Here is a 14,264-nt window from a genome sequence, read left to right as displayed (position 1 = left end):
ATTTAGAGTAGAGAAATCTGCTCTTACATTTTAAGAATTGTTTTGTTGAAGTAGAATAAACGCAAAGAATACAAATTAGTTTTGGTGAAACAAAATATAAAGTTGTAAATAGTGATATATTTTGTTATAGTGTAATAAAGAGGTGAGAATATGATTATTAGAGAAACATATCTTAAGAGGATTAGACCATTTTACCAATCAGATTTAATCAAAGTGTTAACTGGCATAAGGCGTTCGGGTAAATCTGTATTATTAAAGCAGATAGAATTAGAATTGCTTAATGGTGGAGCAAAGCCTAATCAAATAATTACAATCAATTTTGAAGATCTTGAATATTCATTTATTCAAGAAGCAATGGATTTGCATAGTTATGTAAAAGAGCGTACAGATAATAAGCAAAAATACTATCTGATTTTTGACGAGGTTCAGAATGTAAATGAATTTGAAAAAGCCATCAATTCATTTAGGTCAACGATGGATTGTAGTATTTTTATAACAGGATCAAATGGAAAACTTCTTTCAGGAGAGCTTGCAACACACTTGTCAGGTAGATATGTTAGTTTTAGGATTATGCCCTTCTCGTTTAAAGAAGTTTGTGAAATTAAGGGTTTATCTAGGTTGGTAATACGCGATGAAAATTTTATGGAATATCTAAAGTATGGTGGAATGCCGCAACGATTTCTTATGCAATCAGAGTCGGAAATAAAAGTTTATCTTCATGATTTGTATAACTCTATTGTATTAAGAGATATTGTGCAAAGAAGTAGAGTACAAGATGTAACAATACTGAATAGAATTGTAGAATATATGGTATTGAACACTTCGCAGATATTCTCTGCAAAATCAATATTAAAATTCTTTGAAAGCGATAATAGAAAAGTGTCGACTGAAACGATTTATACTTATCTTGATCATATAACATCATCACTAATTATTAACAAGGCTGTAAGGTATGATATAAGAGGAAAACGTATTCTGACCAGATCTGATAAGTATTACTTAGCCGATACCGGACTTGCTTATATTAACAATTCTGGATTCAAAACAGAGTTGGGTGCATTAATTGAAAATATTGTATTCAATGAATTGATTCATCGAGGTTATGAGGTTTATGTCGGAAAGACAAGGTCGGGAGAGATTGATTTTATCGTAAATAATGGTGAAGACAGAAAGTACTATCAGGTGGCCTATCTTTTGGCGGATGAAAAAGACATGCAAAGAGAGTTTGATGCATTCAATCATATAAGTGACAGTTATCCCAAATTTGTGATTTCAATGGACCGTTATGATTTTTCCAGAGATGGTATCAGGCATCTGAATCTACTTGATTTTTTATTGGAGTGAGGAGTATCTGCGACTTCGTCTCCACTCATATTGAATGAATTAGAAAATCAATAATTAAATTACTGAATGGTAATGATAAAAGTAAAAATGAACAAAGGATATAGTCCTTGTAAAGGTAGGTAAAAGAATTGGAGCTTAATGAAAAATTACAGGAACTTAGAAAACAAAAGGAATTGACCCAAGAGGAGCTTGCTGAGAAATTATTTGTCTCAAGAACAGCAATCTCAAAATGGGAATCTGGAAGAGGTTATCCAAATATTGATTCTCTAAAAGCTATTGCGGAATTTTTTGATGTTACCATTGATGAATTGCTATCATCAAAAGAATTGCTTTCTCTTGCTCAAAAAGATAGTGCAATAAAAATTCAGCAAGTTAGAGATTTAGTTTTTGGGCTATTAGATTTATCATTTTTATTATTGATTTTCATTCCTTTGTTTGGGCAACCAGAAGGGGATTTTATAAGACAAGTGTCATTAATTGCAATCGAATATATACCCATTTATATAGAGGTGATTTATTATACAATTATTTTAGGAATCACTGTTTTTGGAACTTTGCTATTGACACTACAAAACTGGGATAATGGCATTTGGATAAAAAACAAAAGTAAAATATCGGTGTTATTAAGTATTTTAAGTGTAATGATTTTTATGGCTACCCTTCAACCTTATATTTCTACTTTGTCCTTTATTCTACTGCTTATAAAGGCTTCCTTGCTTTTTAAAGGGCAGTGATACGAATCGTATCGCTCATGTGACAGCACAATTCTGCCTTTTTTGAAGTTCTCCGAGTAATGTGTAAGCAGGCACATTGCCAATACATTACTCGGAGGAATTTCTTTATGAAAACTAAGAACACTAAAAATTTTATTATTTCAACAAGTTACTTAATAGCTTTTGTACTATTTTCGCTTATGATTACATTTATTGATGTCAAACCAATTGGACCTGAAGAATCATTTGTAGGATTTGCAACGCTAAATGGATGGATGCATAATTTGTTTGGTATTAATAGGACACTTTACAATATTACGGATTGGGCAAGTATTTTAGCAGTATTCATTGCTTTGGGTTTTGCTATACTTGGACTATGTCAGTGGATTAAAAGAAGAAGTTTATCTTACTCAAGTTTATACCTTTTAGTCTATATATCTCTTTTTATTTGAAGGGAGACGGTATTTATTGATTGTTACTTTTTCTAAGCAATGAATGAGCTATGAATGATTAATGAGAAAATGATATTTTCATTAGGATAATTATTAAAACCACTATATATTTGAAATGGAGTTATGGGCATGGTTCAAGAAATATTTCGAGCATTATTATTGATTTTTGTAGCAGAGATGGGGGATAAAACACAAATATTAGCAATGGCTTTTGCAACGAGGTTTCCGGTTAAGAAAGTTTTATTAGGCATTGGTATAGGATCCCTCTTAAATCATGGTTTAGCGGTTATGCTTGGAAGTTACCTTTCCACATTTATACCAATGAATACGCTTCAAATGGTGGCAGGAGTCGCCTTTATAGGTTTTGCGTTATGGACATTAAAAACAGAAGAAAATGAAGATGAAGAGAAAGAATCAAAAATACAATTTGGACCGGTCGGTACCGTTGCCCTCGCTTTCTTTTTAGGTGAACTGGGTGACAAAACTCAATTAACAGCCATTACTTTAGCAGCGGATGCCTATTATCCAAAGATGATACTTCTAGGAACGGTGAGCGGTATGATAGCCACAGGTGCTTTGGGTATTTTTGTCGGCAAAAAAATGGGCGATAAAATACCGGAATTGGGCATAAAGCTATTTGCTGCCTCAATTTTTATGTTTTTTGGGCTACAGAAGCTAGTACAAACAATATCACCTGGCTACTTAATTCCAATCTTCATTGTTCCGTTTATAATTGGGCTAGGTCTTATGGTAATCTTCATGATAAATAAACTGCTGAAACAAAGAAAAGAAGGTATTCAAACTGCCCTCATAATTAAGGCAAGAATGCTTCATGATTATTATGAGCATATCCAGGATGATCTGGCAAAAATTTGCGTGGGTAATCGACATTGTAGTTTTTGTGAAGGAAGTCAGTGTGTTATTGGTCATGCAAAAGTAGTGATAGAAGAAGCACAAAGAGACAAACGTGAGAGTCTTGATGTCGATGGTATTAGACCATCCTATTATAAAAAGCCCTTTTCAAATGAGAAAGTTTATGATAGTCTGGTGGATACTATTTGTGTGATGGACCATGTTGAAAACCAAGAGCTGCTAGCTTATGCACAACTGATTAGAAAGCAAATGGAAGTCATATTATTGGATGAATATATAGAAGAGTATGTAAACACAAATGATTATATACAAAGTATAATGAAAATAAATAAAGAAATTGGAATAAAAATCAAAAAACTATATACAGTAAGAAAACCAATTGAAGATAGAATCATTAATCTTGGCAATAGAATAAATAATTTATATTTGATTGAGATTTTAGATGGGTATTTACTTGTTGATACGGGGTATAGAGAACAATATGATGATTTTTGTAAGAAACTAGATAAGCATCAGATTAGATTAAATGAGATAACCTATGTATTCCTAACCCATGCACATGATGATCATGCAGGATTTCTTAACCAAATACTTGAAGCAACAAAAGCCAAAGTCATACTTCATCCGGAGGCAGTGAGCCGATTACAATCAGGACAAAATTCTTTTGAAGGCGGTTGTAGCAGTAAATTAGCTTGGAGTTTTTGTAAAATTATGAAATGGTTTGGCAAAGGTGATCATAAATATCAACCGGTTAATGCCTTTGATAGATATTTGATTGTTAACCAAGAGAACAAACAACAAATTGAAACACTATTAGGCGCCGAAATCATTGAACTGCCAGGACATACTGAAGATTCCATTGGATTGCTTTACAATAATCATGTCTTGTTTAGCGGAGATGCTACGATGAATGGATTCCCCAGTCGTCATCATGTTATTATTTGGATTGAAAATTTAATCGACTATAAAAATACTTGGGAAAAGATGGCGAAATTAGATTATAGTAAAATTTACCCATCGCACGGGAGTCCTTTTAGAAAAAAACAGTTACTAAAAAACATAGGCCAGCTTAATATAATCAAAATCTATCCATTACATTAGAATGCAAGACTGGAAGAAGTGCGTTTCCTATTTGGAAATTGACTTCTTTTACTGCGTTTTGACATATGCCTAGATGAAGGAAATACTATAAGAATGAGAGATGACGGTAGAGGTCTAACAAAAAACCAATCAGAATGCATCGAGTAAGGCAACTGATGTAGATAATAAAAAAGAGTATAATTTATCTATAAGGGGACAAAGAGAACCGTCCCTGTCCCTCCTGTCTGAGAAGAAAGAAATAAATTTGTAATGTTAACCTGAATAACGATAGAATGCTGAAATATGAAGTGTTACGCCAATTGCCCGCAGGAGAAAAAACTCCTGAAGGGCATTTTCTATTTAGGGTTTATTTAGGGTTTGTTATTTATGATAGAAAAAAGGATAAACAGAGAGCTGAAGCTTTCTTTAGAGGTAGTTTGCCACAAAGAATATCATCTACAAAATTGAATTGGGAACAAGAGATTTAGTAAAGAACAATATGAGAAAAAGAGAGGAGATTTAATTTATGAGAAAGAAACGGTTTTTGAGTTTAGTACTGGTGTTAACACTGATGTTGACCAGTCTTATACAGGAAGGTTTACCAGTATATGCGGCAAGTGATCCGAGCAATTTTATTTTTGATATATCTGAAGGCGGTATTGCAGTATCAGCGGGTACGGATGCAGATACCATAAAGGTTGCTTATGGTATTGCTCTGGAATTAGATAATATTCCAAAGATACAGGAAATCACAATAATAGGCACCACTACTGGGAATAAAGTTGTGGTAGATGGAGTTTTGGCAAATATTACTATTGATACTGTGGATATCCAGCATAGCTCTGGATTTATTTCTGCCTTTGAATTGATAAATGCTGCAAATGTCACACTTACACTAGAAGGAAGTAATATATTGAAAAGCAATAGCAACTTTGCAGGAATGGGTGTAGGTATAGGACAATCTGTTACGATTAAGGGGACTGGTTCTCTTACTGCAACAGGGGGAAATTACGGGGCAGGCATCGGCGGTGGTAATAATGGAGCAGGAGGTATTATTACTATAGAAGGAGGAACAGTCAATGCAGCGGGAGGATTATCTGGGGCAGGCATCGGTGGCGGGTATTACGGAGCTGGTGGCGATATAACAATTTCAGGAGGCACAGTCACTGCAACAGGGGGGAATAATGGGGCAGGCATCGGTGGCGGTACAAATAGATCTGGCGGTGATGTTATAATTTCAGGAGGCACGGTCACTGCAACAGGAGGACGCTCTGGATCTGGCATCGGCGGCGGTTCTTTTGGAGCTGGTGGTAATATTGCAATTTTGGGTGGTGATGTCTTTGCAACAGCGGGAGAATATGGAGGCGGCATAGGAGCTGGTTTCGGTGAATCTTCTGGCTTCATTACCATTTTTGAGGAAGCAACGGTCATAGCTGTTTCTCAAGAGTCAAGCGCTGCAATTAAGACGGTGAATGGTACACTTGAAGATGCAAGTACTGCAAATATAATGATGGCGAGTTTTGTAAATGCTCAAACAGCAAATACAAGTGTTCAGATTAGATCAGATGGTATAACATATAGCTTTATCCCAACTGTGGATTATAGATCCATAGCTCGCACGGTTCTACCCAATAACACTTATCAAGTCAAGGCGAATGATATCTTACAAAGTCACTCATATGGTCTAATTTCTGACTTTACAGATTTTATTATTCAAGAGGAAAAGCTTAAGGTATTTAGTAATTTAGTAGCGACTCCCGATTCAACTTCTGTAGAACTCATAGAGGCTGCAATTTATACAATGACACAGGCAGAGGCAATAGATGAGGCGGCAGTAAAAACAGCCATAGAAGATAAGATTGTTACCTTAGCTCTTGATGGTGTGTCAACATCGGTAACAAAGGTACTCTACACGCCTGCAATAGTAGGAGATTCAGGAACGCCAGACGGAACAGACGGAACCTATACCTTCACTGTAGATTTGACAAAAGGATCTGCAACAGCGACAACAGCAGTATTGACAATGACCATAACGGCAACAACATATGATGAAGAATTAGTAGCAACAGTCAAGGGACTGGTAGAGGGTGCACCCTATACAATAACTCAGGCAGAGGCAACAGATGAGGCTGTAGTAAAAACAGCTATAGAAGATAAGATTGCTACCCTAGCTCTAGATGGCGTGTTAACATCAGTAACGAAGGTACTCTACACGCCTGCAATAGCAGGAGATGCAGGCACACCAGATGGAATAAACGGAACCTATACCTTTACCGTAGACTTGTCAAAGGGAGCGGCGGAAGATACAACAGCAACACTGACAATGACAGTAACGGCAACAGGATTCAGTGGCTCAGGCGGAGGCGGTTCAACTAAAAGAACGCAGCCAAGCCAAGACACAGTCATCGTTATTGTAAACGGTAAAGAGGAGGATGTCGGAAAACAAACAAATACAACAGAGGATGGAAAGTCAACTGTAGTCATAGAAGTTGTTAATAGTATGGTTGAAAGCAAGATCGATGAAGCTATTAAGAACAACATAACGCCTAATGGAAATGTCATTCAAATTCCCATAGTAGATACGAAGTCTGAGGTCGCTAAAGTCGAATTGATGGGTAATACGATAAAAAAACTTGAAGAAAGCATTTTTAATATATCTATCAAGCGAGACACCGTAGAGTATATTATTCCAGCAGAAGAATTCGCCATTAGCAAGATTGCTGAAAACCTAGGGTTGCGGAAAGTGATTTGGAAGATATCAAGGTTGATGTGAAAATCACGAAAATGGATGAAATGATAGTAGAAAAGTATAATGAACTGATAAAAGAAAATGGTGCCGAGTCTCTATTCAGTCCGGTATCCTTTGAAGTGGCAGCCAAAAACACAAAAATAAAAGTTATAAGAGAAGAAATAGAAATCAGCAAGTTCAGCAACTATGTGGAAAGGGTTATGGAAATGCCAAAAAGTGTAGATTCAAGTAAAATCACAACAGGCATCGTATTCAACTCGGAGGGAACTTACAGCCATGTACCGACAGAAGTATTCCAAAAAGAGGGAAAGTGGTTTGCAAGAATAAACTCTTTGACAAACTCCGAATACTCGGTCATCTGGAATCCTGTCACTGTGAAATCCGTTGAGGACCATTGGTCTAAGGATGCTGTCAATGACATGGCATCAAGATTGGTCATCTTTGATCCTGAAGCATTTACTCCAGATAAAGCAATCACAAGAGCAGATTTTGCAGAGTATATAGTCAGAGCCCTGGGACTCTATAGAGAAGGTTCAGCCCATGAAAACAAGTTTAGTGATATCAGTACCAATGGGAATAGAACGTTGGCTATTCTGATTGCGAATGAATACAAAATTGTAGAAGGATACCCAGATGGAACGTTCAGACCAGATGCACGGATTACCCGTGAAGAAGCGATGACGATGTATCAAAGAGCAATGAAGGTGACTAAACTTGTTGGAAGTGATTCGAATCGATACCAGAGTTATAAGGACTTTGGTGAGGTAAGCACTTGGGCAGAATCAAATGTAAAAGAAGTATTAGCGGCTCATGTTTTCAACGGTACCAATACAACAATTATTTCACCAAAATCAAACCTGACTTATGCAGAAGCAACACAGGCGGTTAAAAATCTCTTGGTGGAATCGAAGTTAATCAATAAGTAATCATCTATTAAAAGCGGACTTGCATATTTTTAAAGCAATAGCCACCGATTTTTTTCTTGAAATCGGTGGTTTTCTTTACCACTGGTCTTGATATTGTCTATTGATTAATGCTAGGGTAGTTAGTTTTTTAGACAAGGCATTCATCAAGATCAAAACTGAGTTGGAAGGAAATATAAAAGTAAACGTGGTTAGGTGGTTAAGTTTTAACCACTGTGGTAAAATTAAAATACTAATTAGGCACATTGATTAATAAATAAAATTGCCTAATGTGTAAATGAACAAAGGATATAGTCCTTGTGAAGGTAGGTAAAATATTTGGAGCTTAATGAAAAATTACAGGAACTTAGAAAACAAAAGGAATTGACCCAAGAGGAGCTTGCTGAGAAATTATTTGTCTCAAGAACAGCAATCTCAAAATGGGAATCTGGAAGAGGTTATCCAAATATTGATTCTCTAAAAGCAATTGCGGAATTTTTTGATGTTACAATTGATGAATTGCTATCATCAAAAGAATTGCTTTCTCTTGCTCAAAAAGATAGTGCAATAAAAATTCAGCAAGTTAGAGATTTAGTTTTTGGGCTATTAGATTTATCATTTTTATTATTGATTTTCATTCCTTTGTTTGGGCAACCAGAAGGGGATTTTATAAGACAAGTGTCATTAATTGCAATCGAATATATACCAATTTATATAGAGGTGATTTATTATACAATTATTTTAGGAATCACTGTCTTTGGAACTTTGCTATTGACACTACAAAACTGGGATAATGGCATTTGGATAAAAAACAAAAGTAAAATATCGGTGTTATTAAGTATTTTAAGTGTAATGATTTTTATGGCTACCCTTCAACCTTATATTGCTACTTTGTCCTTTATTCTACTGCTTATAAAGGCTTCCTTGCTTTTTAAAGGGCAGTGATACGAATCGTATCGCTCATGTGACAGCACAATTCTGCCTTTTTTGAAGTTCTCCGAGTAATGTGTAAGCAGGCACATTGCCAATACATTACTCGGAGGAATTTCTTTATGAAAACTAAGAACACTAAAAATTTTATTATTTCAACAAGTTACTTAATAGCTTTTGTACTATTTTCGCTTATGATTACATTTATTGATGTCAAACCAATTGGACCTGAAGAATCATTTGTAGGATTTGCAACGCTAAATGGATGGATGCATAATTTGTTTGGTATTAATAGGACACTTTACAATATTACGGATTGGGCAAGTATTTTAGCAGTATTCATTGCTTTGGGTTTTGCTATACTTGGACTATGTCAGTGGATTAAAAGAAGAAGTTTATTCAAGGTAGATCGTAGTATTTTATTACTGGGTGGTTTTTATAGTATCGTTTTCACAGCCTATTTATTTTTTGAGTTCTTTATTGTAAATTACCGTCCCATTTTGATTGACGGCTTCTTAGAGGCTTCCTATCCATCCTCGACCACCATGCTTGTCATGTGTATTATGCCAACCGCTATGATGCAATTTAGTCGTTTAATCATAAACAACAAAGCAAGAAATATAGTGAATACTATTTGTGGAATTTTCACAGGCCTTATGGTTATAGGGCGATTGTTATCGGGTGTGCACTGGTTTACGGATATTTTAGGTGGCGTGCTACTTAGCGCAGGCCTTGTTATGTTTTATTTTACTATGAACGAACAGATTGATTCAAAAAAGCATAAGCAATAGGTAATTTCTCATAAGCCTAATTGGTGAGTTGGATGAACAGGACAGTCGCTTGAAAAGTAACCTGAGTTGTTGGCTAGGCACACTTTTATTGTAGAATGATATATTTATTTTATGTTGCAATTGACATTGATTATCAGTAGGAAGATAATAGTATTATAAATCAACGCAACGTGATAAATTGTAAAGAGAAATCAAGGAGGTCCATATGAAGAAAATTAAGAAATCAGTAGATATAAAAACTTCCCCAGAGGTCATATGGGGTGCAATTATTAATCCATCAAAGTATCAACTCTGGACAAGTGTCTTTCAAGAAGGGTCCTATTTTGAAGGTGGATGGCAAAAGGGTGATCATATTAAATTTTTGATGGCGGATGAGCAGGGACATACAATGGGTCTGTATTCAGAAATTGCAGAAAGTGACCACCTAAAATACATATCTATTAAGCATTTAGGTCTTGTGAAGGATGATAGTGTTGATTATACCAGCGAAGAGGCAAGGAAGTGGACACCTTCCTTTGAAAATTATTATCTTGAAAAAATAAATGATGATCATACGCGGTTTACGATAGAGGTAGATGTAGATGACGAGGAATTCACAGATATGAGTGATGTTTGGGACTTAGGACTTGTGAAACTTAAAGAAGTTTGTGAGAAGAACTCAGGCGCATTTACAGAGATAACTTTTGAGGCACTTATAGAGGCACCGCTTCATCAAGTTTGGGAGTATTGGACATCGCCTGAACATATTATAAAGTGGAATTTTGCTTCTGAGGATTGGCATTGTCCAGAAGCAGTGAATCATCTTTTTAAGGGTGGACGTTTCGTTTATACCATGGCAGCAAAAGATGGAAGTATGTCATTTGGTTTTTCAGGAACCTATACTGACTTAGTGGAAGATTCATATATAATAAATCAACTAGATGATGGCCGAATGATGAAAGTATTATTCCAAAAGGTCGGAGAGGCACAGACCAAAGTAATTGAAACATTTGACGCAGAAGATATAAATACTATAGACCTTCAAAAAGAAGGATGGCAGTCAATCCTAAATAATTTTAAGAAGGTTGTTGAGGTCTAGATAACAGCAAAAAAAGGAGTAATTATGAGATTTATTTCATGGAATATTGATTCATTAAATGCCGCTTTAACGAGCGAGTCTAATAGGGCAGTCCTTACAAGAAAAGTGATTGCTACAATATTAGAGAAGAATCCGGATGTTATTGCTTTGCAAGAAACGAAATTACCTGAAAAAGGGCCAAGCAAGAAGCATATTGAATGTTTGGAAATTATGTTTGAAGGATATACTTATAAATGGCGAAGTTCTAAGGAACCAGCTAGAAAAGGTTATGCAGGGACAATGTTTTTATATAAGGACAAATACACCCCAGAAGTTGATTTTCCTGAGATTGAGGCACCAGATACCATGGATTTTGAAGGAAGAATTATGACCTTGGATTTTGGAGAGTTTTATCTTACTCAAGTCTATACCCCTAATGCAGGCGATGGGCTGAGAAGATTGAAAGAAAGACAAGTCTGGGATGTTAAATATGCCAAGTACCTTCAAAAGCTTGATAAAATAAAACCGGTTCTGGCAACAGGGGACTATAATGTTGCCCATAATGAGATTGACCTAGCCAATCCTCAGAGCAATCATATGTCAGCCGGTTTTACGGATGAAGAACGTGAAGGCTTTACAAATCTACTGAGTAAGGGGTTTACAGATACTTTTAGATATGTTCATGGTGATGTAACGGGTGTATACACTTGGTGGGCACAACGGGTAAAAACAAGCAAAATCAATAATGCCGGTTGGAGGATTGATTATTGGCTCGTTAGTAATCGGTTAGCGGATAGAATTATTAAATCCGAGATACTGGACTCTGGCGATAGGCAAGACCATGCGCCAACTCTGTTGGATATTGAATTAGAACCAGTGGTCTCGAACCATCCTTCTGGTCGGTTGGTCTAGATTGGAGGCATAGCCAGATGAAAGAAGAAAGAATTAGCAGCGCTATATTGGACAAACTTGTTAATGTTATAAAAAGCTACAGTGAACTGGATGTGAAGGTCCTTCGTGAGATGGTGGACCATATTCCTGTGCAGTTGTTTAGAAAAGGTACCGTTTTAATTGAACAAGGGGATGTTCCCAAACAGTGCTTCTTCATTCTAGAAGGGTGTGCAAGAAAATTTTCAGTGGATCTTGAGGGCAAAGAGGTGACATCAGATTTTTTTACAGAAAACCAAAGTATTACCATATTTACTGAAGGTGAAAATATCGAATCACCTTATTCTGTCGTATGTCTGGAAGATTCTATCATGATTGTTGGTGAGTTAGATGAGCAGGACAGTGAGCTTAAGAAGTATCCTGAATTTGAAAACATCGTTTTGAAATTGATGCAGGCTGGCATGGGTGAGTTACAGGACACTTTTGCCTCTTTCATACGAATGACTCCGGAAGAAAGAGTTAAACACATGATGGGCAAAAGGCCTGAATTGTTCACCAGGGTTCCTGGCTATCAACTGGCCAGTTACCTAGGTCTAACACCAGAATCATTGAGTCGAATCAAGAGGCGTCTGGGACAGGGTCATTTGAAGGTTGTTGATTGATTTTTCGACCGCCTTTAATCAATAGCCATATACCGAAAGAGAGTTCACCGACAGTCATAGGTATAGTAAGAAAAGATTCAATATATGCGGCAAGGGATATTGCCTGAGGTACAAAATTTTGAAGACCATGGATTAGACTATAGCTTATTCCTGCAATAATCAATAGAACCCCAAATAACTTTGGTGTTTCAGTGCTTAAGAAGGCTCCAATACCTGTTATTACAAGGTGGAAGCCGATAATAAACAAACCAAGTGACCACATTTTTAAAAATTGCTCAGTGTTTTTTCCGAAAAGGAAGGCGATACCGATTGCTAAAAAGACTGAGTATGTAAGCCGAAGACAACCTGAGATTAGAGCAATTGGCTTATGGATTGGTTTCAAAAATCTGTAAAATCCATAAGAGACAATTATGTCTGTGGCAAGGATAAGACACCATACAATAGCACCTGAATAGAATAAGGTGCTATTTGATTGTATGTTTGTCATCGTCTGTAGAGTATTATTTTCTACATAGATTTGGTTGAATGAGAAGCCATAGGCATAACCAGCCGCTATGGCCATGATTAGTAAAGAAATCCCGGAGGTTATGCTCCAGAAACGTATTGGGTTATTATTAGAAGTTTTCATTAATAGTGCTCCTTTCATTGTTGGTATAGCTGTATTATGACAGTATAAAAAAGAGAGTGCATTGATTTAAGTCAATGCTAAGAATTTTATTTGCCATTATAGTTGTTATAAATTTCAAGACGGCTTAGAAAGGAAATCGTAAATGTCAAAAAAGAAACAAATAAAAAGAATACTTAGAATAATCTTGGCAATTGCAACCGTAATATCCATGTTTTTCGTGCCATGGATTTTGGTGAGAGCATGGTTAGCGCCATTACCGGAAACTGTTCAAGAACAGGTTAATGAAGCAATTGGACTCGGATTTGATGGCATTATTGTTTATGTGGACCAAGGAGGAAAAGAACCTACTTTTTATGCTTCAGGTTGGAAAAATAGGGAGAACAAAATACCAGCCGATCCCCATTCATTATTTAAGATTGCAAGTATTGGTAAGTTATATGATGCTGTTGCTATCACCAAATTGGTAAATGATAAAGGCTTGTCTTTGGATAAAACACTCGTTGATTTCTTTCCTGAACTTGAGGGAAGAATTGAAAATGCAGAAAGAATAACCTTGAAAATGATGGTGCAGCATCGAAGTGGCATTCCTAATTTGACGGACGCTCCAGATTTCTGGACAAACCCACCAGAAAACAATAAGGAAGCACTTGAACGCGTACTTGATTTGCCGGCTAAATTTGAACCTGGTGAAGATTACGAATATTCAAATACCAATTATTTATTGCTATCTGAAATCATTGAAAAGGTATTGGGTTATGGCAAATTCCAATACATCAAAGAGGAAATTCTGATCCCTCTCGGGCTAAAAAATACTTTCGGTTCGATGCATGATGTGAATATGAACGATGTGATGAGTGGTTACTACGTTGGCATTGAGGAAGATATTAAAACGGATGATTATGGCTCAATGATAGCGTCAGCAGAAGATGTGGGTATATTTCTAAGGGCATTAAACGATGGGTCATTGTTTGATGAAGGGGAAGAAGCAATCTATTCTTCAATATACGAGTATGGCCATACTGGATTGATTCCCGGCTATCAGAGTATTGCCAAATACCACCAAGATATTGATACAGTAGTTATTCAATTTGTGAACACAACTAATTTTGACGGATACACTTGGAATCTGTCGGAAATCGTATATAACCGTATTATCAGGATTCTGCACAAGAAATAAATATCCTTACTCTTTTTT

The 14,264-nt window shown here is 36.2% G+C and carries 14 protein-coding genes; 13 read left to right on the top strand and 1 reads right to left on the bottom strand.

The genetic code is table 11. The annotated features are described in order from the left end of the window. Positions 1-150 precede the first annotated feature (150 nt). The 12 genes from PATL70BA_RS05825 to PATL70BA_RS05775 all read left to right on the top strand — a co-directional run bounded on the left by PATL70BA_RS05825 (position 151) and on the right by PATL70BA_RS05775 (position 12,441). Positions 151-1,344, top strand: a complete 1,194-nt coding sequence (locus PATL70BA_RS05825) for an ATP-binding protein (RefSeq protein WP_125136497.1) — start codon at positions 151-153, stop codon at positions 1,342-1,344. Positions 1,345-1,472: 128 nt separating this feature from the next. Further along, the gene (locus tag PATL70BA_RS05820; RefSeq protein ID WP_125136496.1) at positions 1,473-2,078 is read left to right on the top strand and encodes a helix-turn-helix domain-containing protein; all 606 of its coding nucleotides are present in this window, start codon (positions 1,473-1,475) and stop codon (positions 2,076-2,078) included. 107 nt (positions 2,079-2,185) lie between these two features. Then, positions 2,186-2,509: a hypothetical protein gene (locus PATL70BA_RS05815; protein WP_125136495.1), complete on the top strand. Its 324-nt coding sequence runs from the start codon at positions 2,186-2,188 to the stop codon at positions 2,507-2,509. A 129-nt stretch (positions 2,510-2,638) separates the two neighbouring features. Further along, on the top strand, positions 2,639-4,483 hold the full coding sequence (locus tag PATL70BA_RS05810; RefSeq protein ID WP_172596122.1) for a TMEM165/GDT1 family protein: 1,845 nt from the start codon (positions 2,639-2,641) through the stop codon (positions 4,481-4,483). 272 nt (positions 4,484-4,755) lie between these two features. Continuing rightward, entirely contained in the window at positions 4,756-4,950 is a 195-nt protein-coding gene (locus PATL70BA_RS16215) for a hypothetical protein (RefSeq protein WP_172596121.1), read from the top strand. A 38-nt stretch (positions 4,951-4,988) separates the two neighbouring features. After that, the gene (locus tag PATL70BA_RS05805; RefSeq protein ID WP_125136493.1) at positions 4,989-7,235 is read left to right on the top strand and encodes a hypothetical protein; all 2,247 of its coding nucleotides are present in this window, start codon (positions 4,989-4,991) and stop codon (positions 7,233-7,235) included. Positions 7,236-7,246: 11 nt separating this feature from the next. Next, the gene (locus tag PATL70BA_RS05800; protein WP_172596120.1) at positions 7,247-8,137 is read left to right on the top strand and encodes an S-layer homology domain-containing protein; all 891 of its coding nucleotides are present in this window, start codon (positions 7,247-7,249) and stop codon (positions 8,135-8,137) included. 315 nt (positions 8,138-8,452) lie between these two features. Then, the gene (locus PATL70BA_RS05795) at positions 8,453-9,058 is read left to right on the top strand and encodes a helix-turn-helix domain-containing protein (protein WP_125136491.1); all 606 of its coding nucleotides are present in this window, start codon (positions 8,453-8,455) and stop codon (positions 9,056-9,058) included. Positions 9,059-9,165: 107 nt separating this feature from the next. Then, on the top strand, positions 9,166-9,834 hold the full coding sequence (locus PATL70BA_RS05790) for a phosphatase PAP2 family protein (RefSeq protein ID WP_125136490.1): 669 nt from the start codon (positions 9,166-9,168) through the stop codon (positions 9,832-9,834). A 205-nt stretch (positions 9,835-10,039) separates the two neighbouring features. Next, the gene (locus PATL70BA_RS16480) at positions 10,040-10,912 is read left to right on the top strand and encodes an SRPBCC domain-containing protein (protein WP_243115972.1); all 873 of its coding nucleotides are present in this window, start codon (positions 10,040-10,042) and stop codon (positions 10,910-10,912) included. A gap of 24 nt (positions 10,913-10,936) precedes the next feature. Further along, a complete protein-coding gene (locus PATL70BA_RS05780) occupies positions 10,937-11,803 on the top strand; it encodes an exodeoxyribonuclease III (RefSeq protein WP_125136489.1) in 867 nt (288 codons plus the stop codon). 17 nt (positions 11,804-11,820) lie between these two features. Beyond that, positions 11,821-12,441 (top strand): Crp/Fnr family transcriptional regulator, encoded by a 621-nt coding sequence (locus PATL70BA_RS05775; RefSeq protein WP_197715793.1) that lies wholly within the window; start codon positions 11,821-11,823, stop codon positions 12,439-12,441. On the opposite strand, the gene PATL70BA_RS05770 is transcribed toward PATL70BA_RS05775, so the two are convergent. Next, positions 12,398-13,069 carry a DUF4386 domain-containing protein gene (locus tag PATL70BA_RS05770; RefSeq protein WP_172596119.1) on the bottom strand — a complete coding sequence of 224 codons (672 nt, stop codon included), beginning with the start codon at positions 13,067-13,069 and terminating at the stop codon, positions 12,398-12,400. The two genes, PATL70BA_RS05775 and PATL70BA_RS05770, sit on opposite strands and share 44 nt — an antisense overlap. A 142-nt stretch (positions 13,070-13,211) precedes the next feature. Here PATL70BA_RS05770 and PATL70BA_RS05765 point away from each other — a divergent pair, with 142 nt between their 5' ends. Further along, on the top strand, positions 13,212-14,246 hold the full coding sequence (locus PATL70BA_RS05765; protein ID WP_125136487.1) for a serine hydrolase domain-containing protein: 1,035 nt from the start codon (positions 13,212-13,214) through the stop codon (positions 14,244-14,246). The last annotated feature ends 18 nt before the right edge of the window (positions 14,247-14,264 follow it).

The sequence above is a fragment of the Petrocella atlantisensis genome (assembly GCF_900538275.1).
Lineage (GTDB): Bacteria > Bacillota > Clostridia > Lachnospirales > Vallitaleaceae > Petrocella > Petrocella atlantisensis.
Note: the sequence above shows the minus strand (reverse complement) of the source record. Positions and strands in the feature narration are given on the sequence as shown.

Excerpts from the sequence above, each read along its gene's own strand:
- PATL70BA_RS05825 (WP_125136497.1), top strand. The coding sequence starts at position 151 with ATGATTATTAGAGAAACATATCTTAAGAGGATTAGACCATTTTACCAA.
- PATL70BA_RS05815 (WP_125136495.1), top strand. The coding sequence starts at position 2,186 with ATGAAAACTAAGAACACTAAAAATTTTATTATTTCAACAAGTTACTTA.
- PATL70BA_RS05810 (WP_172596122.1), top strand. The coding sequence starts at position 2,639 with ATGGTTCAAGAAATATTTCGAGCATTATTATTGATTTTTGTAGCAGAG.
- PATL70BA_RS16215 (WP_172596121.1), top strand. The coding sequence starts at position 4,756 with ATGCTGAAATATGAAGTGTTACGCCAATTGCCCGCAGGAGAAAAAACT.
- PATL70BA_RS05805 (WP_125136493.1), top strand. The coding sequence starts at position 4,989 with ATGAGAAAGAAACGGTTTTTGAGTTTAGTACTGGTGTTAACACTGATG.
- PATL70BA_RS05800 (WP_172596120.1), top strand. The coding sequence starts at position 7,247 with ATGGATGAAATGATAGTAGAAAAGTATAATGAACTGATAAAAGAAAAT.
- PATL70BA_RS05790 (WP_125136490.1), top strand. The coding sequence starts at position 9,166 with ATGAAAACTAAGAACACTAAAAATTTTATTATTTCAACAAGTTACTTA.
- PATL70BA_RS16480 (WP_243115972.1), top strand. The coding sequence starts at position 10,040 with ATGAAGAAAATTAAGAAATCAGTAGATATAAAAACTTCCCCAGAGGTC.
- PATL70BA_RS05780 (WP_125136489.1), top strand. The coding sequence starts at position 10,937 with ATGAGATTTATTTCATGGAATATTGATTCATTAAATGCCGCTTTAACG.
- PATL70BA_RS05775 (WP_197715793.1), top strand. The coding sequence starts at position 11,821 with ATGAAAGAAGAAAGAATTAGCAGCGCTATATTGGACAAACTTGTTAAT.
- PATL70BA_RS05770 (WP_172596119.1), bottom strand. The coding sequence starts at position 13,069 with ATGAAAACTTCTAATAATAACCCAATACGTTTCTGGAGCATAACCTCC.
- PATL70BA_RS05765 (WP_125136487.1), top strand. The coding sequence starts at position 13,212 with ATGTCAAAAAAGAAACAAATAAAAAGAATACTTAGAATAATCTTGGCA.